The sequence below is a fragment of the Microbulbifer variabilis genome (genome assembly GCF_023716485.1).
In the GTDB taxonomy this organism is placed as follows: Bacteria; Pseudomonadota; Gammaproteobacteria; order Pseudomonadales; family Cellvibrionaceae; genus Microbulbifer; species Microbulbifer variabilis_B.
The window spans coordinates 4,570,502-4,590,179 of record NZ_CP092418.1; the positions used below are offsets into that span (position 1 = coordinate 4,570,502).

The window sequence follows — 19,678 nt, forward strand, 5'->3', positions numbered from 1 at the left end:
CCAAGTTTATATTGATCAACAGGATTCGATGGAAAAAGTACGTATCGACAAGTGGCTCTGGGCCGCACGCTTCTTTAAGACCCGCAGTATCGCCAAACAGGCTATCGAAGGTGGTAAAGTGCACGCCGATGGACATCGGGTCAAAGCCAGCAAAGATCTCACCGTTGGCGCGCTTTTGAGTATCCGCCAAGGCTGGGACTTGATTGAGGTGGAGGTTATTGCCCTCTCCGACCAGCGTCGCGGTGCCGATATCGCCCGCACCCTGTACCGCGAGGCCGAGGACAGCATTGCCCGGCGCGAAAAGGAGCGCACTGAACGCCAGGCAGCCAATGCGGGGATTCAGCGCGAGCGACCCAATAAAAAGCAGCGCCGCCAGATCCACCGCTTCCTGCGCGAGCAGGAGTAGGCTCAAATGACAAAAGTGGTGAAAATTCCGCCATTTTTGTCTATAGCTGCTAAACTGCCCCCACTTAACCCGATAGAAAACAGCCACGATGAAACGACTGATCGCCATCTCCCTGCTGCTTCTGCTCGGAATGCAGACGGCCCTCGCCGATAGCCGCGAACACGAGCAGCTCAAGCGTTCGATAATCAAAATTTACACCACTGCTGCCGCCCCGGACTACTTCAATCCCTGGGCGTTGCTTAACCCCAAGCAGTTATCTGGCTCCGGCGCGGTTATCCGCAACAAGCAGATCCTCACCAACGCCCACGTGGTGGCCAACGGTAGCTTTATTCAGGTGCAACGCCACGGCGACGCCAAGAAATTCCGCGCCCGAGTGAAGTTTGTCTCCCACGACGCCGACCTGGCTCTGCTCACCGTGGATGATGACAGTTTCTTCAAAGACACCCGCCCACTGACACTGGGCACACTGCCGGACCTGCAAGAAGAGGTCACCGTGTACGGCTACCCCATTGGCGGCAAGTCCCTGTCGATCACCCGCGGCGTACTGTCCAGGGTGGAACACCAGTACTATGCCCACGCCGAGAGCTATCTGATGGCCGGCCAGATCGACGCGGCCATTAACCCCGGCAATAGCGGCGGCCCGGTCATTTCCGGTGGTCGCATCGTCGGTGTGGCCATGCAGACCAACCAGAGCGCCGAAAACCTGGGTTATTTTGTGCCTCCCAGCGTAATCGCCCATGTACTCGAAGACGCCAAAGACGGCGAACACCAGGGCTTCCCCGAGTTGGGCCTGGTGACCCAGAGCCTGGAGAGCCCTTCCATGAAGAAGGCTGCCGGTCTCAGCGAGGACCAGGACGGCGCAATGATCGTCAAGGTATTTAGCGACTCCCCCGCTGCCGAAATTTTCCAACCCGGCGACGTGTTGCTGGAAGTTGATGGCTTCGAGGTTGCCGCCGATCGCACCGTCGAATGGCGTGAAAACCAGCGCACTAACTACCACTACGCGGTGGACCGCCATCATGTCGGCGACAAATTACCGGTGCGCTTTTCCCGCAATGGTGAAGAAAAAAGTGCGCAAGTGGCCCTGGCAGCACCGCCACCCTCCCGCGCCCTGGTGGTGGGTGAGCAATTTGACCAGCAGCCGCGCTATTACATTTATGGCGGCGTGGTCTTCGTGCCTCTGAACATGAACCTGATCAAGCGGTGGGGCAAGAGTTGGCATTCCAAGGCGCCAATCGATTATCTCTATGCACGCAACCAGTGGAGTGACGAGAGCCGCCGCGAGCTGGTGGTTGCGCTCAAGGTCCTGCCCGCCAACGTCAACCTGGGTTACCACGATTGGAAAAACTGGATTATCGATTCGGTGAATGGCCACAATGTCGCGGACTTCGACGAGTTTGCCCAATTGATGGAAACCAACAAAGAGAATTTTGTAGAGCTGCGCGATCGCTCCGGCTATCGCATGGTGCTAGATCACGCCGAAGCTCAAGAACAAGAGGCAATGATTCTGCAGACCTACCATATCCCCCAGCGCCACTCGCAGGGGCTGTTCAGCAGACTGGCCAATAAAGAGGAGTAAGGCCCGCTGTGTGGGCTATGGAGAAGCCGTGAAACGACTGAGAGGAATCCTAGTTGGCAGCCTGTTGCTGGCTGCCAACACCAGCGCCGGTGAGCTCTATCGCTGGGTCGATGCCGATGGCCGTGTGCACTTCAGTGATCGCCCCCCGGCCGAGGGCAAGGCCCAGGATATTTCCGGACAATTGGGCCCAATCAATGCCGCTAAGGCTACTAAGAAGAGGCCGAGTCTGATCACGTCCTCGGCCACTGCCCCCGAGCGGGAGTACCAGCAGCGCCAGCAACAAGAGCAACAAGCACGCCAACAGGAGCAACAGCGTATTTGCACGAAAGCGCGCCAGCGCCTGCGTTCACTTAATGGACGGGTGGCCTTTATCGACAAGAGTGGCAAAGAGGTGCGTTATTCAGAGCGGGAGCGCCAGAGAATGGCCGAACAGCTCAAGCGGGAAATCGCCAATCGCTGCGGGTAACCCTTCCCCAGCCAACCTTAGTACCGGTGCCGGCGCCACAATTACCCGCGCCGGCTACCATTTAGACATATCCACCTCTAAAATCCCGCGGTTTTAATACCGAGGCACTCGATCTATGTCCGATCAGCTGGAACGCTTTATCTTTTCCCAACACGATATTCGCGGGCAGATGGTGACCCTCACCGACGCCTACCGCGAAGTGCTCAAGCACAATCCACTGCCTGCACCGGTAGCGCATTTGCTGGGAGAGTTTCTCGCAGCCGCCTGCCTACTCTCCACCACCCTGAAATTCGAGGGCATATTGAGCCTGCAGGCCCGCGGTGAGGGCGATGTGCCGCTGATTATGGCCGAGTGTACCCACCACAGTGATCTGCGCGGCATTGCCCGTGTCGCCGGTGGCGCCCAAATAAGTGAAGAGGCCAGCCTGAGCGATATGATCGGCCCTCGCGGTGTCATCGCTATCACTCTGGAGCCCAAGCGTGGCGAGCGCTACCAGGGGGTGGTCCCGCTGGAAAAAGAGAGCCTGGCCGGGTGTCTGGAGGATTACTTTGCCCAGTCGGAACAACTGGAGACACGCTTCTGGCTGGAGTGCGATGGCAGCAACGTGGGTGGTATTATGCTGCAGGTGCTACCCGGTAATAATGCCGCCAGCGCCGAGGAAAACAGCGACGCCTGGGAAACCGCCCTGCACCTGGCAAATACCGTGACCCCTCAAGAGCTGTTCGACGTGCCCCACGACGAGCTGATTCACCGCCTGTTCCACCAGCTGAAACCGGCTACCCTGGGCACCGACACTATTCGCTTCAAGTGCAGTTGCTCGCGAGAGCGCAGCGCACGCGCCCTGGTCTCTCTCGGTGCTGAAGACGTGTACAAGTTACTGGAAGAACAAAATGGCGAAATCGTCAGTGACTGCCAGTTTTGCAATGCCCAATACCGCTTTGATCGCGAGCAGGTAGAGTCACTGCTCAATGCCCCACCCCACACCCTGCACTAGGGAAATTATTGCCAGTACTGAGCAGCCTCAGCTACTGGCAATTCGCGACTTAGAACATAAAAATTCACAAAATCTATAAGGTAAAAATACTACATAGATCTTATGAATCCAGAACGCCTTAATTTGGGGTGACAGCGCTGTCAAAGCGCGAAAAGTGACCGTGTTTGCTACCCGCTTATTTTGAATTTTGCCATAATGCGCCCCCCAAATTTTGCCTGGCTGTCTAATACTTGGACGGCTCCTATTTTTTACTATCCAACATAACATTCACGGGTAATCGACGAATGGCACAGATCGACGACACCGCGCTGGTTTATAAAAACCTTTCACCAGCAAAATTGGTAGAGCTGGCTCTTAAGCGCGGCGAGGGTAAACTTTCCGACACCGGCGCGCTGGTGGCTGAAACTGGTGCCCGCACCGGCCGCTCCCCGGCGGACCGCTTTGTTGTAGAAGAGCCCTCCACCGCCGATAGCATCGCCTGGGGCAATGTGAACCGCCCCTTCCCACAGGACAAGTTCGACGCACTCTGGGACCGCGTAGAGGCATTTGTAGCCGGTGACGACACCTTCGTGCAGCACCTGCACGTCGGCCAGGACGAAGACCACTACCTACCGGTTGTTGTAACTACCCAGACCGCCTGGCACAACCTGTTCGGCCGCAACATGTTTATCCGCGCCGAAAAGTACAACCCCAAGGCGAAGGAAGAGTGGCGCATCCTGCACGCTCCCAACTTCGTTTGTGAGCCAGAGCGCGACGGCACCAATTCCGAAGGCTGCGTCATCATCAACTTCGGCCAGCGTCGCGTGCTGCTGGCAGGTATGCGTTACGCCGGTGAGATGAAGAAGGCGATGTTCTCCGTGCAGAACTTCCTGCTGCCGGAAAAAGACGTGATGCCAATGCACTGTGCCGCCAACGTTGGCAAAGACGGCGATACCTGCCTGTTCTTTGGCCTGTCCGGCACCGGCAAGACCACCCTGTCCGCAGACCCTGAGCGCTACCTGATCGGTGACGACGAACACGGCTGGAGCAAAGGTGCAGTTTTCAATATGGAAGGTGGCTGCTACGCCAAAACCATCGACCTGAGCCAAAAGAATGAGCCGGTAATCTGGGACGCTATTCGTTTCGGCGCTATCGTCGAGAACGTAGTCACCAACGAGAACGGTACCGCCGACTACTGTGACACCAGCCTCACCGAGAACGGTCGCTGCTCCTACCCGCTGGAGCACGTAGAGATGCGCCAGCTGGAAAACCGCGCCGGCGAGCCGAAGAACGTCGTCTTCCTCACCTGCGATGTATCCGGTGTGCTGCCCCCGGTATCCATCCTCTCCAAAGAGGCTGCCGCATACCACTTCCTGTCTGGCTACACCGCGCGCGTAGGCTCTACCGAGCTGGGTGCAGAGGCCGGTATTCACCCGACTTTCTCCACCTGCTTCGGCGCTCCGTTTATGCCGCGCGCCCCGCGTGAATATGCGGACTTGCTGATGAAGCGCATCGAAGACTTCGGCTCCAAGGTATACCTGGTAAACACTGGCTGGACCGGCGGCTCTGGTGACAACGGCAAGCGTTTCCCGATCCCTGTAACCCGCGCAGTAGTTGCGGCTATCCAGAGCGGCGCACTGGAAGGTACTGCCACCGAGCACCTGGAAACCCTGAACCTGGATATTCCTCTGGAAGTACCGGGCGTCGACAAGTCCTACCTAAACCCGCGCGAAGCCTGGGAAGACAAGGCTGCCTACGACGACCAGGCCGGTAAACTGGCCAAGCTGTTCGCCGAAAACATTGAAAAATTCAATGTCAGCGATGATGTGAAAAACGCCGGTCCCAAGGTCTGATCGGCTTGATCTAGCCTTCTTTTAGAAGCGCAAAAGCCCCGCCACCGCAAGGTGCCGGGGCTTTTTTTGTTTTTCAATCCCCCAGTAAGAGGTCGATTTTTGCGGCTATAGTGTTTAAAGAAGCGCCGACGAAATAGGCGTCGGCACGAAGACTTTCATGTCTCAGGCATATTTCGGAGCTGTAGCCGCACCCCATGACTGAAGGCAATTCTTTTACCCGCTTCAGGACACTCTACCCCCACCGGCCGCCCGGCCGGCGAATCAATTTTTTGGTGGTCGCCAGCCTGACGCTGCTACTCGCCGCAGTGTTGGCTGCATTATGGCTGTGGCTATGGCTGAAGTCGCAAGAAAAACCCTATGTCGAAACCCGCGGTTATCGCATCGCCAGTGAAGAGAGCTTCAATCATTTCTTACGCAATGGTGAAAACCGCACGCGGGTACAGGCACTCACTGACTACCTAGAGAGCCAAGGGGTAGGCGAAGTGACTGCAGTGAGCAACCTCCTACGCCAGGGTCGCGAATGGCTGGAGCTCGAGAAGCCACCATTCGCCCTTCCGCCGCAGGGTGAGTGGGCCAACATGGTCTCCACTTTGAAACTACTACGCGATGAGATAGTGCCTTTAATCGGTCCAGTGGCGGTCATTTCCGGCTTCCGTAGCGACAGCTACAACCGCGAGCTGGAACACGCCGACAAATCTCGCCACCGGGCATTCTGCGCCCTCGACCTGATTCCAACCTCTCACATTAGCCAAGGTGAACTCGCGGAAGAACTGCAAGCTCTGCATGCACGCCTGGGCCCGGAGAGCAATTTCGGCCTGGGTCTCGGTAAAGAGCTGCTCTTCCATATCGACACCTGTGGCTACCGCACATGGCAACTGGTGGATTGAAGCATGGCTATACAAGACAACAGTGATCGTCCGACAGGCAATACACGAAACCAACGGCGCAGGTTAATAATTCTGGGAGGGCTACTGCTCATCGCCATTATTATTGTGCTGTTATTCACCTCGGAGAAAACACGGGATCTGCGAGAACGGCTCATCAGTCCTATCGAACTCCTGCCGCTGCCGGGAATCCCCGAGGTTTACGATATCCAGGGCTACCCAGCTGCCTCCGAGCGAGTGTTCAGCCGCTTCCTAAAACAAAATGCAAACCAGGCTCTATTCGACAAACTGAAGAATTTTCTACAGATCAACCGAGTGGACCAGGTAGTAAGCCCGTTTGAGCTCCTGCGCCAGGGCAGCGACTGGCGGGATCTGGATGAGCCCCCTTTCGCTATTCCTCCGGTGGAAAACTGGGGCTCAATGATTTACACCCTCAGGGTGCTGCAGCGGGAGATAGTACCGCGTATCGGCCCTGTTACAGTGGTCTCCGGCTGGCGTACCACCAGTTACAACAGTAAGGCCGGTGGCTCCAAAGGCAGTAAACATTTGCGCTTTTGTGGCCTGGACGTAGTGCCGCAAAATAAATTTACCCGCGAGCAGTTGGTTCCTGTCTTGAGAGATATCCACAAGCACAAAGGCAAGGAATGGAATATGGGGCTGGGAATCTATAAAGGTATCCGCTTTCACGTTGACACCTGCGGTTACAGGCGCTGGTAAATCCCCCCTGCTTCTGCTTAGATAGATCGCAAATTAGGCGCCCGATACCACAGGGCTTTGCAGAAGTAGAGGGAACCCCAGTGCAGGAAAAATTAGAAAGGCGCTCATTTATTCTTTCGCTGATATTGGTATCAGTAGCTTTTTTAGTACTAATTAAGCCCTTCTTTACGCCAATTTTTTGGGCTTGTGCCATCGCTCTGATCTTTTATCCCGTATACCGGCTGTTGATGCAGCGCTTTCCCAATTCCCCCAATTCTATGGCTCTGCTGACGCTTTTTATGTGCGTCATATTGTTGGTAATACCGGTGCTGGTGGTGGCCACTTCTTTTATCAATGAAGCAGTGACCCTCTATCAAAAGGTACAGGAAGGGCAAATTGATGTCTCTAAATCCCTGGAGCAAGTGCGCAATGCCTTCCCACGAGTGAACGATATGCTCGAGGGTATCGGTGTAGACATCGATGAGGCAAAACAGCGCCTTCTCGGTGGCGTGATGAATGCCGGCAGCTTTATTGCAAAAAATGCCATAGAAGTTGGGCAGAACACCGTTAACTTTTTTGTCATGCTCGGCCTGATGCTCTACCTCACCTTCTTTTTGATTCGCGATGGCGACAGGCTGGTCAATTTAATCATTCATGCACTGCCCCTTGGGGATGAGCGCGAGCATCTACTGCTGGCCAAGTTTGCCGAAGTCACTCGCGCCACAATTAAAGGCAATCTGGTTGTCGCGATTACCCAGGGCAGCTTAGGCGGTATTATTTTCTGGGTCCTCGACCTGCCCGCGCCACTGCTTTGGGGCGTACTGATGACCCTGTTGTCGCTGTTACCCGCCGTTGGCGCAGCACTCATCTGGTTTCCCGCAGCGATCTATCTGTACGGTATCGGCGAGCCGGTTAAGGCGACCATTCTGTTAGCTTATGGGTTTACCGTTATCAGCCTGGTCGACAACCTGTTGCGCCCTATTCTAGTGGGGCGGGACACCAAGCTGCCAGATTACCTGGTGCTATTTTCCACCGTGGGCGGCCTGATATTGTTTGGTATCAGTGGCTTCGCCATGGGCCCCCTGTTAGCAGCCCTGTTCCTGGCTTTCTGGGAAATTTTTATGCGGGAATTTGTCCATCCGGAAGATATGCTGATGCCCCCTAAACCGGAAAGCAAAGATATGCTGATGCAGCATAAAAAAGATAATGCGTAATTAAGACCCTCTTATTATTGGTGCGCTGCGAGAATTCTGGACCGGTCTTCTCGCAGCGCACTGAGACACTGGTTGAGCTTACTCATCGGTCCCTAATCCACCATCTGCACTTTCTCATTGACCCTGTCTAGATCCGCAATCAACAAAATCATCTTGGCGAAAGTCAGCGCCATAGCCAGCACCACCCGATCCTAACCAGCACGGCAAGTCCCCAACTAAAAACCAATAACAAGCATTGCTAGTAAAGTCATAAAGTACAGTGCCAACCACAGCAGTGCGGGAATTCTCACTACGGCAGCCCTACCACCAATCTGACGCGGTGTAGCTCGAAAATAGTCGGCCTTATAGAGTCTGATAATATGATTCTGTACTAACTGCCAAAACTCTCTGAGAACCTCTTCACTGCGCGCAATATCTACCGTACTTACCGGAATAAAGGGATAAAGGGATAAAGGGATAAAGGGATAAAAATCACGAAGGTCTAGATACTCTGCAATCAACTCACGCGCGCGATCACCTTCATCCTGTTTCCAAAAAATCCCATTCAGATAGACACGCTTGAGGAGATTGACCTCCCGTACTAGCAACGTCATGTGCTCATTAAAACGATCCGAAGTCATATTGAAGGAAAAGGCTAAAATAAACGCCACAAACGTTGGGTAGCTGCAACAACACCGCTGTTAGGGGATTCGATGTCGTCGAGAATATTGGATCCCCAATAGACACCCAAAGCCAGGGTGAAGAACACTAGCCACACGGTAAACAGGTAAAGCAGCGACAAGGAAAGTCCATAAGCCTTATCGCACAAATGCATAAGACCTCGCCCTCCATATCAGAAAAGTCTGGCTCACACAGTGGGCACTATTCAGTCACTCTTGGCAAAGATGACAGTTACAGAGGGTCCTCACCCTGCAAGCGTCATATAATTGTTGGAAGCACACAGCGGCAATAGCATAGACGCCACCTTTGCCGGAGCGGATGACCCTATGAAATATTGGCTTACCCTGATTGTCGCCATAATACTCAGCGTACCGCTGATGGCGTTAGAGGTCGGGCAAAAAGCTCCCGACTTCTCCTTAAAGGGCACAGATGGAAAAACCCACTCGCTACAGGACTACGTTGGAAAAAGTGCGGTGGTAATTGCCTGGTATCCCAGAGTCTTTACCAAGAACTGCACAATTGAATGTAGATCCTTAGTTAAAAACGGTGAGCAAATTCGCTCATTTAACGTTGCCTATTTTATGGCTAGCACCGATGAACTCGATGAGAAAGTCCGGTTTGCCAAGTACAATTCCGCCGACTTCCCCCTACTAAGCGACCCCACGGGAGAAGTCGCCAAAGCCTACGATGTCTTAATCCCCTTTATAAAACTCGCCCGGCGAGTGAATGTATACATAGGTAAAGATGGCACCATTCTGAAAATAGACAGAGATATCAACCCCGCCACTACGGCTGAAGATATCGTCAAAAACCTAGAGAAACTCGGCGTGGAAAAAGCAGAAAGAGCAGAGCAATAATCAATTTGTTTGCCAGGTAAGTTCCGGATTGCTTATAAGTTCCAGATTTTTATAACTGCCTTTGAATAATTCACTCAATAATTAAGAGACTCCAGAGCAACTCTGCTGCCCCTCAATATCATCGAGTCAACTTTAAATACCTCAAAAGACCCCAAACTTTTTTATAAAAAAACCAACTAGATAAAGCTCAATACATTCAAGCAGCCTTCAGCTTAACACAATCATCACATATCTAAGACTGCTACCTATTTGGCTCCATCATCATTCCCCAATTTATAACCCTCAGATTTAACACTCTATAAAGACACTTTTTTTCCATAACTCCCCCACACCCATAGTTCAGAGAAATATTTTAAAAAAATCTCAGAAGCCATAGTAAAGACTCACAAACGGCCACTACGCTGAAACACCTACTAACGCCACATCCAACTACACAAGTAGAAGCACCGCCGTACCAACCGCAAAGATGAATATTTAAATAAAAAATGTATTATGCGCAAAATTTTCACGATCAACTGGAAGTCTATGTATGAAAAGGATAACCAACCTCTATAGAACACTACTTATTTCTACAGTATTAATTAGTGCATGCAGTGGAGGTGGAAGCAAAAGTGGCGATTCATCTGAGCCAACCCCAAGTCAATCTACACCATCCACACCTTCAACCGGGGGCGACACCTCAGGACAGCCCTCCTCCCCATCAGCAATCACTCTACATGGTATTTTCACCGAGGACTTTAAGGACTTTCCTGTCGTAACCGTCAGAATTGGTGAGAAAGAATATATTGCCGACCAAAAAAATAATAATGAATTTAGTGTTGAAGTCGACTCTAGTCACGAAAATGAACTGGTAACTTTTTCGGCCAAGGGTTCTATGCCCAACGACTGGGATTTCGAATTCCGCTCATATGCCGGATCATTTTCAGACATAAAAGATAAAGCCATTAATAATGAAGTAAGTTATTTAAATAATAACCCTGCATTTGCAGTAGGAACTTTCACCGGTGTCATGGCAGACTTTATTGACTTGGCAAACAATGGAGAACTCATTACTTCAGTCGAGGATTTAAAAAAATATACTTTCGAAGTCCCACTGGATGAAGCCATACAGCTAGCCGCCTATATGAAGGCCACTATTTCTAGCGCCACAACAGACAAAAACAACTACTATTTTCCTGCTGATAAATACTCTAACACCAAAGATTTCATCAAAGACTTTCAATTTTCCATACAGAAATCTGAAGATATAATTAATCAAAGCAAAAATACTCATGACATCTATTTAAAATCGATTAATTATTTACTAGAAAATAAATATTTGCGAGATCAAAGCTACAAACTCAATGCATCTGAAGAAATAATTTTCTCTACAAGAAGAACTGATTCAGATGCTACTCTAGATACCGGCCTCATTGAGCTAAGCACACAACACCAAACTAGTGGATCAGCAGACTTATCAGAAGTAGGAAAGTTTACTCTAAGCACGGATGAATTTGGCAATATAAGCGGCTCTCTCATCGGAGACTCTACATGGGAATACTATATAGAAGAGAGCTGCGTAAATATGCGGGATAGAGAGTTTGAAGCAAAACATGCTTTCACAACACCTTATAGCCAGATAGTAAAAATCGATTTTAAAGGTATGTGTGAAGGCCCTGATGGGGACTACGAGAGTACTGAGAGCAGATACTTTCATGTAACTGACACTAAGCTAACTTTCCCTTGGGACTCCCTACCAGAGGAATTTTATGCAGCCTCTTATCACCCAGAAACATATCAAAACTGTGACTGCGACATATTTCCTGCAAAGTTCACCAATAAAACTGAGAGCACCGGGGAAATAGTTTATGGTGTATCCTCAGAAAACAGTGAAAAATATTCATACACCTTTGATAAAGATCTAAGAGTGAAGTATGAGGGGGGCACTGAAGTCCGCTACATTCCGCTTGGGTTTTTCAACAAAACACTGAGGTTTATTGGTATAGGCAATAACCCTAATACCGATAAAAAGAAAATATTCTCTGGATTTATGATGGAGAAAGTATCTAAAAATATACCCACTCCTATTAGGCTTGAATATAATGCACCCTTTCTCACTGACTATAACTATGCACTAACCTATAAAGATAACGGAATTTTTCATATCGAAACGTTGTATCAGGAACAACCATTGACAGAATCCAAGTGGGGCATCAGCCCGAGAATAGGCTCCTGGGAAAAGGTTGAGAATGATACCCTAATAACTAAGCACTATTATGATCCATCACTGGACACTGAAGAAAATGGAACTCTTCCTTATCTAGCCTCTTGTGAAGGACAATCTGAAGAATGTGTTTTATGGAGAGAGAGAGACACAGAGCTGCTAGACATCGATGAGAATTTTTATTATATCCGAGTGACTCAAAACGCTCTATTTTCCATCCCAGATTCCAGCAGGATAGACTACCGGGGCGGCTATATCGGCCGATTTAAAAAAACCGATATCGAAAATTAGTTTCATCAAATACTTTAAACTCGTTGAATCCCAGGACTTGTAACTATTGAGTTCTGGGATTTAGCCACAATCACTTTCAAATTAAAATCGGCAAGAATCTTGTACATTACCGACCTTATGATGATAAACAAGAATAGGAACCTTGAACTAAAACAACACGGATATTACGGGGCCACTACCAATTTGACCACCCCACTCTCACAAACCTCAAATCACTCGATAACAAAAGAGATCCCAAAACAACACTGCTGTCCCTCAAAATCATCGAGCCACTTACAAACGCTAAGGGTTTCCTCACCCTTGCTGGATTTCACCACATGCTCAAGTAAATAATCTGGCTTACCGGAATTAAAAACACGAATATCTGCCGCCTTCAGTGCTGAGGCATTTTCAGCCCAAACCAGCTGGTCATCGGTCTTTCCCACTACATCCTCACCAGCCAATTCACAAATTTTTCGATTTCCCCATAAATACTGCTCATCTCTACTTTTTACCCAGAACAGAAACGGCATACTATCGAGAACACTTAACTCATCAGCAGTCATAAACTTTCTCCAGGCTTCTACCAATACATTTAAGTGGAATAAATAAATATTGGTAGAGAAGCAAGAAAAAGTATGTACTTATTCAGCGATTAAGATTTAAAAGAAATATCCGCTTAATTATTTATAAAGCTATTCCTTAAGTTAAGCGCTGAGCAATTCTTAACTTCCATTAATTTCCAACTCCTTTAACTTCCTCGTCAGAGTATTGCGCCCCCAACCCAGTAGGTCCGCAGCATCCCGCTTGCGTCCAGCGGTGTGCTTTAGGGCGATTTCTATCAGGGCCTTCTCGAAGGCCGGTACGGCCTCACTGAGAATTTCCTTGCGCCCGGCGCTCAGTGCCTGATCGGCCCAGATACGCAGGGCTTTTTGCCAGTCCAATGGCGTTTCGGTTTCATTACCCTGCTGATGCAATTCCTGCGGAAGGTCTTCAATATGCACTTCACGGCCGGAGGCCATCACGGTAATCCAGCGACAGGTATTTTCCAGCTGGCGCACATTACCTGGCCAGTCGAGACCGGAGAGGTATTCCTCCGCATCTTTGCTGAGAATTTTCGGCTCTACGCCGAGATCGGCGGCGGCGGCATTAAAGAAGTGACGTACCAACCGTGGAATATCCTCGCGCCTGTCCGCTAGGCGCGGGATATGAATCCGAATCACATTCAGGCGATGGAACAAATCCTCGCGGAATTTATGCTCGCGCACCAACTCCTCCAGGTTTTGGTGAGTGGCGGCGATAATACGCACATCCACTTTTACCGGTGTATGGCCGCCTACTCGATAAAATTCACCATCTGCCAGCACACGCAACAAACGTGTCTGTGTATCCGCTGGCATATCGCCAATTTCATCCAAAAACAGGGTGCCGCTGTTGGCTTGCTCGAAACGACCCGCCCGCTGAGCGCTGGCGCCGGTAAAGGCGCCCTTCTCGTGTCCGAATAGTTCCGACTCCATCAGGTCTTTGGGAATCGCGGCCATATTGAGGGCAATAAACGGCTTGTTACGGCGCGGGCTGTGATTGTGCAGGGCCTGGGCCACCAGCTCCTTACCGGTTCCAGATTCACCGTTGATTAACACGGTAATATTGGAATGCGAAAGGCGCCCAATAGCACGAAATACTTCCTGCATGGCCGGCGCTTCGCCGATAATTTCTTTGTTGCTTGCGCCATTATCCGGCTCCGCACGCTCTTCCTGGGCTTGCTCCTTGGCGTGCGCCAGCGCGCGACGGGTAACCGCTACCGCTTCATCGATATCGAACGGTTTGGGTAAATATTCAAAGGCCCCACCCTGATAGGCAGCCACGGCGCTGTCGAGATCCGAATGCGCGGTCATGATAATAATCGGCAGGCCCGGCCGTTCCGCCTGGAATCTCTCCAGTAATTTGAAGCCATCGGAGCCCGGCATGCGGATATCACTGATCACCACATCCGGGGAGTCACTGTAAAAATCATCCAGTGCGCGATCACCACTCTCGTAGCACTGGGTCTCAATCCCCTCCCGTGACAGCGCTCGCTCCAGTACCCAGCGGATTGATCGGTCGTCGTCAATAATCCAAACGCGATTGCTCATTCTCTAGGTTCCTGTATTGGCTGATTCGGTAACAAGTGGCAGATAAATCTGGAATACACTGCGGCCTGGTCGGCTGTCGCATTTAATTAAGCCACGGTGTTGGTTGATAATGTTTTGCGAGATAGACAACCCCAGTCCCGAGCCTTCGGCGCGCCCGGAAATCATCGGGAAAAAAATACGCTCGCGGATCTCCTCGGCAATACCGGGGCCGTTGTCTTCTATTTCGATACGGCAAACCAGCGGGCAGTGGCGCCGACCAATCGTGAACTGGCGCTGTACCCGCGTACGCAGCACCATTTCGCCATTAGTGAGACCAATACTTTCATCGATGGCCTGCATGGCATTGCGGGCGATATTCAACAAGGCCTGGATCAACTGTTCGGGGTCTGCCGGCACATCGGGGATAGAGGGGTCGTAATCCCGGCGAATCAGTAGTTCACCCCCACATTCGGCCTCGACCAGTTGTGCCACCCGCTCTAGGATCTCGTGCACATTGCTGGGCACCAGTTGTACTGGCTGGCGGGGCCCCAGTAGTCGATCGACCAGATTACGCAGGCGATCCACCTCTTCGATAATGATCTGGGTGTACTCTTCCAGGGAGGCGTCAGGCAGTTCGCGCTGCAGTAACTGTGCGGCACCGCGAATCCCTCCGAGGGGGTTCTTTACCTCATGAGCCATACCCCGCACCAAATTGCGTGCGGTCTCCTGGGTACTGAGCAACGCATCCTCGCGAGCAATGCGTAGCAAACGATCCATCGGCTGCACTTCCACCAGCAATACCCCCAGCTCCGGTACGGGGCTGACAGAGTAATCTACGGTGCGCGTTTTTAGGTTGTGCAAGCGCCAGCGGGCGCGCCGCACCGTGAATTTTTCCCCTGTGAGGAGCGCGTTGTGCAGTGCTTTTAGTGCGGCGTTAGATTCCCTCACCACCTCCTGCAGAGGCATACCCTCAACCCTTGCATTGGAGGCAGCCAACAGATCCTCGGCGGCATTATTCAGGTAGCAAAGCGATAACTGGTCATCCAGTACCAGTACCGCTGAAGTTAGGCTGTCTAGTAGCTGACGCAACTGGCGATCATTGAGCATTCAATCGTTTCCGCTTTTCATCGAGGGGCCGGGACAATCTCCTATGCCCGGCGCGATAACCCCTTGTATCTAGCCAGTGCAAAAAGCAAACCAAAATGGCGCACGGAATTATTGGGAGGCACTGCCCAACCCACTCAGTCTTAGGGGTTTTAAACGATTCAGCTGACACATGCACCGAAGCACTTGAGATGGCTTACCCCTGTTCGCACCATTTTAGTGCGCAGAACAAAATTCAACCAGCAAGGATAAAAACGGCGACCCCCACCAAAAAAAAAGTTATCGGTGAGGGCGTTGAGGGCGGGGCAAATTTAGGGGCTGGGCTGGGCTTGGGGGATACCCGGCCCAACCGGAGCCCTGGGGGCTTGCGGTGCACGCGGTGCCGAGTTGTCAGGCAATCTACCACCCGGACGTTTCACATAGAGAGTAACCACCTGAGATTGTGCCAATACCTGGCCCTTGGAGTCGGTGAGTACCGCCTGCACAGTATGAGTGCCGCGCTCGAGCAGGGAGATATCCAGGCCCGCTCCAGAAGAGCTGCCCTGCCAGGGTTTGCCATCTACCACCGCAAAGAAACTCGCCCCCTCTGGATACACCGGCTGCACGTCTACCTGTAGTGGAATAAAGCGCTGTCCCGGCGGGATGGTGGCGCCATCCAGGGGACTCACTATCTGGATAGAAACCGGGCCTGTATAGCCCTCCTTGCCGGTGTCAGTCTCATCTTTTGGAGACAATTTACGAGTTGGCAGGGTTCGCGGCAGGGCAATGGGTTGAACATTAATGGGAGCCAATTGCACCTCCTGCGCCTGCCCATTGGGTGGTGGCGTATCGCTGAAAGTCACCTGACCATCGGGGCCGACGACCTTGTAAATAGTACTGGAGGTATTCCCACCATCGGTGCCGGCAAAGGCCACCAGGGGAACAGCAAGGAAAAGGGCCTGAAGCAGTTTCATATTTTCCATCACTCACTCAGCCGCGAAGCGGTAGTCCTTATCTCAGCCCAATACGCGGGCCGCAGTCTCAAAGGGGAGGGCTTTTGGGTCCAAGAGATACAAAATCGACCATAGACGGCAAAAGCAACCAACCCAATCAGTTTACCTCCAATAAAAAAGCCCGCACCAGTAGGGTGCGGGCTTTTCGAGAACGACTCGACGGCATCGGCGTGATGCCGCTCGCCATTACACGGAGTAGTACATATCAAACTCGACCGGGTGCGTGGTCATGTTCAAGCGCTCTACTTCTTCGCGCTTCAGGTCGATGTAGGCATCGATGGCGTCGTCGGTGAATACACCGCCTTCGGTGAGGAAGGCACGATCCTGATCCAGAGCATCCAGGGCGCCTTCCAGGCTCGCCGCAACGGTCGGGTACTCGGCCAACTCTTCCGGAGGCAGATCGTAGAGATCCTTGTCGGCGGCATCGCCGGGGTGGATCTTGTTCTTGATACCGTCCAGGCCCGCCATCAACAGCGCAGCAAACGCCAGATAAGGGTTGGCGGTCGGATCCGGGAAGCGGGTCTCGATACGCTTGCCCTTAGGAGAGGTCACGTAAGGGATACGGATAGACGCAGAGCGATTGCGCGCGGAGTACGCCAGGATAACCGGGGCTTCGAAGCCAGGCACCAGACGCTTGTAAGAGTTGGTGGATGCGTTACAGATCGCATTCAGGGCGCGTGCGTGCTTCACAATACCGCCGATGTAGTACAGGGCAGTCTCGGACAGGCCCGCGTAGGCATCGCCGGCAAACTGGTTAACACCATCCTTAGTGAAGGACTGGTGCACGTGCATACCGGAGCCGTTATCGCCTACCAGCGGCTTGGGCATAAAGGTCGCGGTCTTGCCGTAGGCGTGGGCCACATTGTGTACGGCGTATTTGAGAATCTGCACCTCATCCGCTTTCTTGGTCAGGGTGTTGGCGGCAACGCCGATCTCACACTGGCCGGCGGTGCCCACTTCGTGGTGGTGTACTTCAACACGCAAACCCATCTGCTCCATAGCGGAACACATAGCGGCGCGCACATCGTGCAAAGAGTCAACCGGGGGCACCGGGAAGTAACCGCCTTTCACACCGGGGCGGTGACCAATATTGCCCTCACTGAAGTTATGGCCGGAAGACCAAGCCGCCTCTTCGGAGTTGATCTTGTAGAAGGCGCCACCCATTTCGGCACCCCAGGTAATATCGTCGAAGACGAAAAACTCGGGCTCTGGGCCGAACAGTGCGGTGTCACCCAGACCGGTGGACTTCAGGTATTCCTCGGCGCGCAGCGCGATAGAACGCGGGTCGCGCTCGTAGCCCTGACCAGTGATCGGGTCGACGATATTACAGCGAATAATCACGGTGCTTTCGTCGGTGAAGGGATCGAGGAAAGCGGTATCGTCATCCGGCATCAGGATCATGTCGGACTCGTTAATGCCCTTCCAGCCAGCGATAGAGGAGCCATCGAACATCTTGCCCTCTTCGAAGAACTCGTCGTCAATCTCCGACACGGGCACAGATACGTGCTGCTCTTTACCCTTGGTGTCGGTGAAGCGCAGGTCTATCCACTTAGCTTCACTCTCATTAATCAAACCGAGCGTTTTCGCTGACATTGCTGTCCTCCAGGTCTTGAAAAGTATTTGGTCGCTATGCCTATACTGCTGGCATTCGCTCTTTACCTGGCGTGAAATAAAGCAAAGAGTGTGCCAAATTAGGGCAGTGGCGTCGCAGCGGCGGCTGGTGCCGGTGCGGGCCCCAGTACTGGGCCGACTGGGGCAGGATAGATGTATTGTGGCTGTGCAGCCATAACTAAATGCACCACAATGGCACATTTATACTCCAGCTTGCTCACAAACAGTGCACAACCAACTTGCGTCCGGCTAGTTTATAATGCCGCACCTTCTATCAACATGCGGTACCCCACGGATTCCCATGCACTTTGTCGTCAAATTTTTTCCCGAGATCACCATCAAGAGCAATCCGGTGCGCAAACGTATGTCGCGCCAGCTCAAGGACAACCTACAGCGCCTGCTGCGCCAGCTGGACGACCGTATCCAGGTGCGCAAAGACTGGGAAAAGATCGATGTGATCGCCCCGGACGCCGTGGCCCACCTTGGCAGCCGCATTGAAGAGGTGCTCTCTCACACCCCCGGCATTGCCAACTTCTCTCGCGTGCGCCAGTTCCCCCTGGGCGACCTGCACGATATGTACGAGAAGACCCTGTCTGTTTGGGGCCCCGCCCTCAAGGACAAGACCTTTTGTGTGCGGGTAAAGCGCACCGGCGACCACGACTTTAAATCCCTTGATGTGGAACAGTACGTAGGCGGCGGCCTCAACAAGAATACCGGGGCGGCCGGGGTGAAACTGAAAAACCCGGATATCACAGTCAAGCTGGAGATCCGCCACGACAAACTCAACGTGATCGAGGAACAGCACCCCGGCCTCGGCGGCTTCCCCCTGGGCACCCAGGACCCGGTGCTATCGCTGGTCTCCGGCGGTTTCGATTCCACCGTGGCCAGCTACCTGACCATGAAACGCGGTATCCGCACTCACTTCCTGTTCTTCAACCTGGGCGGGCGCCAACACGAACTGGGCGTTAAGGAAGTGGCCTACTACCTGTGGAACAAATACGGCGCCTCCCATCGGGTGCGTTTTGTCACCGTGCCCTTCGACGAAGTGGTGGCAGAAATTCTCGAGCGCGTAGACGACTCCCACATGGGCGTAATTCTTAAGCGTATGATGCTGCGCGCCGCAGACGTTATCGCGAAAGAGCTGGAAGTGGATGCGGTGGTGACCGGTGAGGCCATCGCCCAGGTTTCGAGCCAGACCCTGAAAAACCTGTCAGTAATCGATAGTGTCACCAACACCCTGGTACTGCGACCGCTGATTACTACCGATAAGACCGATATTATCCGTACCTCACGGGCCATCGGCACTGAAGAGTTCGCCGCAAATATGCCGGAGTACTGCGGTGTAATTTCGGTGAAACCCACCACCCGAGCCAAGATCGAGAAAGTGGAATCCGAGGAAAACCGCTTTGACTTCACTATTCTTGACCGCGCCATCGGCAACCGATCGATTCAGAATATCGACGAGGTCATCGAAGAAGTGGACGGCGAGGCACCAGAAGTGGAAATCCGTGAGGAGGCCGGCAACGCAGTAATCATCGATATCCGCCACCCGGATGAAGAAGAAATGGACCCGCTGGAGCTAGAGGGCGTCGAAGTAGAGACGATCCCCTTCTACCGCCTCAATAACAGCTTCGCCAAGCTGGATCAGGAGCGCGAGTACCTGCTTTACTGTGCGCGCGGTGTGATGAGCCGCCTACATGCCTCTCACTTACTAGATGAAGGCTTCCGCAATGTGGGCGTATTGCGCCCACAGATTCCGCACCGTCCAGACGGCATCAAGAAGTAATTGCCCCCGGCGC

Annotated in this window: 18 protein-coding genes; 11 read left to right on the forward strand and 7 right to left on the reverse strand. The window is 52.5% G+C overall.

All coding sequences use genetic code 11. From position 1 onward, the window contains the following. The first annotated feature begins 28 nt into the window (after positions 1–28). From MJO52_RS19965 to MJO52_RS20000, 8 genes are all read left to right on the forward strand, one after another. The gene (locus MJO52_RS19965) at positions 29–406 is read left to right on the forward strand and encodes an RNA-binding S4 domain-containing protein (protein ID WP_252083708.1); all 378 of its coding nucleotides are present in this window, start codon (positions 29–31) and stop codon (positions 404–406) included. 130 nt (positions 407–536) lie between these two features. After that, positions 537–1,985, forward strand: coding sequence for a S1C family serine protease (locus tag MJO52_RS19970; protein ID WP_252083709.1), 1,449 nt, complete (start codon positions 537–539; stop codon positions 1,983–1,985). Positions 1,986–2,013: 28 nt separating this feature from the next. Beyond that, positions 2,014–2,451, forward strand: a complete 438-nt coding sequence (locus MJO52_RS19975) for a DUF4124 domain-containing protein (RefSeq protein ID WP_252083710.1) — start codon at positions 2,014–2,016, stop codon at positions 2,449–2,451. A 115-nt stretch (positions 2,452–2,566) separates the two neighbouring features. Beyond that, positions 2,567–3,445: an Hsp33 family molecular chaperone HslO gene (gene hslO / locus MJO52_RS19980; RefSeq protein WP_252083711.1), complete on the forward strand. Its 879-nt coding sequence runs from the start codon at positions 2,567–2,569 to the stop codon at positions 3,443–3,445. 284 nt (positions 3,446–3,729) lie between these two features. Next, positions 3,730–5,277 (forward strand): phosphoenolpyruvate carboxykinase, encoded by a 1,548-nt coding sequence (locus MJO52_RS19985; protein WP_252083712.1) that lies wholly within the window; start codon positions 3,730–3,732, stop codon positions 5,275–5,277. A gap of 194 nt (positions 5,278–5,471) precedes the next feature. After that, positions 5,472–6,164 (forward strand): D-Ala-D-Ala carboxypeptidase family metallohydrolase, encoded by a 693-nt coding sequence (locus MJO52_RS19990; RefSeq protein WP_252083713.1) that lies wholly within the window; start codon positions 5,472–5,474, stop codon positions 6,162–6,164. 3 nt (positions 6,165–6,167) lie between these two features. After that, positions 6,168–6,878, forward strand: coding sequence for a D-Ala-D-Ala carboxypeptidase family metallohydrolase (locus MJO52_RS19995; protein WP_252083714.1), 711 nt, complete (start codon positions 6,168–6,170; stop codon positions 6,876–6,878). A gap of 80 nt (positions 6,879–6,958) precedes the next feature. Continuing rightward, complete coding sequence (locus MJO52_RS20000; protein ID WP_252083715.1) at positions 6,959–8,071, forward strand: AI-2E family transporter; 1,113 nt, start codon at positions 6,959–6,961, stop codon at positions 8,069–8,071. A gap of 215 nt (positions 8,072–8,286) precedes the next feature. Here MJO52_RS20000 and MJO52_RS20005 read toward each other — a convergent pair whose 3' ends face one another. Continuing rightward, complete coding sequence (locus MJO52_RS20005; protein WP_252083716.1) at positions 8,287–8,721, reverse strand: hypothetical protein; 435 nt, start codon at positions 8,719–8,721, stop codon at positions 8,287–8,289. Next, positions 8,706–8,885: a hypothetical protein gene (locus MJO52_RS20010; RefSeq protein ID WP_252083717.1), complete on the reverse strand. Its 180-nt coding sequence runs from the start codon at positions 8,883–8,885 to the stop codon at positions 8,706–8,708. The genes MJO52_RS20005 and MJO52_RS20010 overlap by 16 nt, the downstream gene beginning before the upstream one ends. A gap of 172 nt (positions 8,886–9,057) precedes the next feature. Here MJO52_RS20010 and MJO52_RS20015 point away from each other — a divergent pair, with 172 nt between their 5' ends. Both MJO52_RS20015 and MJO52_RS20020 read left to right on the forward strand, forming a co-directional pair. Beyond that, positions 9,058–9,588 (forward strand): peroxiredoxin family protein, encoded by a 531-nt coding sequence (locus tag MJO52_RS20015; protein ID WP_252083718.1) that lies wholly within the window; start codon positions 9,058–9,060, stop codon positions 9,586–9,588. Positions 9,589–10,117: 529 nt separating this feature from the next. Then, positions 10,118–12,082 carry a hypothetical protein gene (locus tag MJO52_RS20020; protein ID WP_252083719.1) on the forward strand — a complete coding sequence of 655 codons (1,965 nt, stop codon included), beginning with the start codon at positions 10,118–10,120 and terminating at the stop codon, positions 12,080–12,082. A 212-nt stretch (positions 12,083–12,294) separates the two neighbouring features. On the opposite strand, the gene MJO52_RS20025 is transcribed toward MJO52_RS20020, so the two are convergent. From MJO52_RS20025 to glnA, 5 genes are all read right to left on the reverse strand, one after another. Further along, positions 12,295–12,627 (reverse strand): PAS domain-containing protein, encoded by a 333-nt coding sequence (locus MJO52_RS20025; RefSeq protein ID WP_252083720.1) that lies wholly within the window; start codon positions 12,625–12,627, stop codon positions 12,295–12,297. A gap of 159 nt (positions 12,628–12,786) precedes the next feature. Further along, positions 12,787–14,193, reverse strand: coding sequence for a nitrogen regulation protein NR(I) (ntrC, locus tag MJO52_RS20030; protein ID WP_252083721.1), 1,407 nt, complete (start codon positions 14,191–14,193; stop codon positions 12,787–12,789). 3 nt (positions 14,194–14,196) lie between these two features. Next, complete coding sequence (gene glnL / locus MJO52_RS20035; protein WP_252083722.1) at positions 14,197–15,279, reverse strand: nitrogen regulation protein NR(II); 1,083 nt, start codon at positions 15,277–15,279, stop codon at positions 14,197–14,199. Between the two features lie 308 nt (positions 15,280–15,587). Beyond that, positions 15,588–16,229, reverse strand: coding sequence for a DUF4124 domain-containing protein (locus MJO52_RS20040; protein WP_252083723.1), 642 nt, complete (start codon positions 16,227–16,229; stop codon positions 15,588–15,590). A gap of 225 nt (positions 16,230–16,454) precedes the next feature. Then, positions 16,455–17,861, reverse strand: a complete 1,407-nt coding sequence (glnA, locus tag MJO52_RS20045) for a glutamate--ammonia ligase (protein WP_252086040.1) — start codon at positions 17,859–17,861, stop codon at positions 16,455–16,457. Between the two features lie 319 nt (positions 17,862–18,180). On the opposite strand from glnA, the gene thiI reads away from it, so the two are divergent. After that, complete coding sequence (gene thiI, locus MJO52_RS20050; protein ID WP_252083724.1) at positions 18,181–19,665, forward strand: tRNA uracil 4-sulfurtransferase ThiI; 1,485 nt, start codon at positions 18,181–18,183, stop codon at positions 19,663–19,665. The last annotated feature ends 13 nt before the right edge of the window (positions 19,666–19,678 follow it).

Bases quoted from the DNA above. Each gene is read 5' to 3' on its own strand.
- MJO52_RS19965 (WP_252083708.1), top strand. From the start codon at position 29: ATGGAAAAAGTACGTATCGACAAGTGGCTCTGGGCCGCACGCTTCTTT.
- MJO52_RS19970 (WP_252083709.1), top strand. From the start codon at position 537: ATGCAGACGGCCCTCGCCGATAGCCGCGAACACGAGCAGCTCAAGCGT.
- hslO (WP_252083711.1), top strand. From the start codon at position 2,567: ATGTCCGATCAGCTGGAACGCTTTATCTTTTCCCAACACGATATTCGC.
- MJO52_RS19985 (WP_252083712.1), top strand. From the start codon at position 3,730: ATGGCACAGATCGACGACACCGCGCTGGTTTATAAAAACCTTTCACCA.
- MJO52_RS19990 (WP_252083713.1), top strand. From the start codon at position 5,472: ATGACTGAAGGCAATTCTTTTACCCGCTTCAGGACACTCTACCCCCAC.
- MJO52_RS19995 (WP_252083714.1), top strand. From the start codon at position 6,168: ATGGCTATACAAGACAACAGTGATCGTCCGACAGGCAATACACGAAAC.
- MJO52_RS20010 (WP_252083717.1), bottom strand. From the start codon at position 8,885: ATGCATTTGTGCGATAAGGCTTATGGACTTTCCTTGTCGCTGCTTTAC.
- MJO52_RS20015 (WP_252083718.1), top strand. From the start codon at position 9,058: ATGAAATATTGGCTTACCCTGATTGTCGCCATAATACTCAGCGTACCG.
- MJO52_RS20020 (WP_252083719.1), top strand. From the start codon at position 10,118: ATGAAAAGGATAACCAACCTCTATAGAACACTACTTATTTCTACAGTA.
- MJO52_RS20025 (WP_252083720.1), bottom strand. From the start codon at position 12,627: ATGACTGCTGATGAGTTAAGTGTTCTCGATAGTATGCCGTTTCTGTTC.
- ntrC (WP_252083721.1), bottom strand. From the start codon at position 14,193: ATGAGCAATCGCGTTTGGATTATTGACGACGACCGATCAATCCGCTGG.
- glnL (WP_252083722.1), bottom strand. From the start codon at position 15,279: ATGCTCAATGATCGCCAGTTGCGTCAGCTACTAGACAGCCTAACTTCA.
- MJO52_RS20040 (WP_252083723.1), bottom strand. From the start codon at position 16,229: ATGAAACTGCTTCAGGCCCTTTTCCTTGCTGTTCCCCTGGTGGCCTTT.
- glnA (WP_252086040.1), bottom strand. From the start codon at position 17,861: ATGTCAGCGAAAACGCTCGGTTTGATTAATGAGAGTGAAGCTAAGTGG.
- thiI (WP_252083724.1), top strand. From the start codon at position 18,181: ATGCACTTTGTCGTCAAATTTTTTCCCGAGATCACCATCAAGAGCAAT.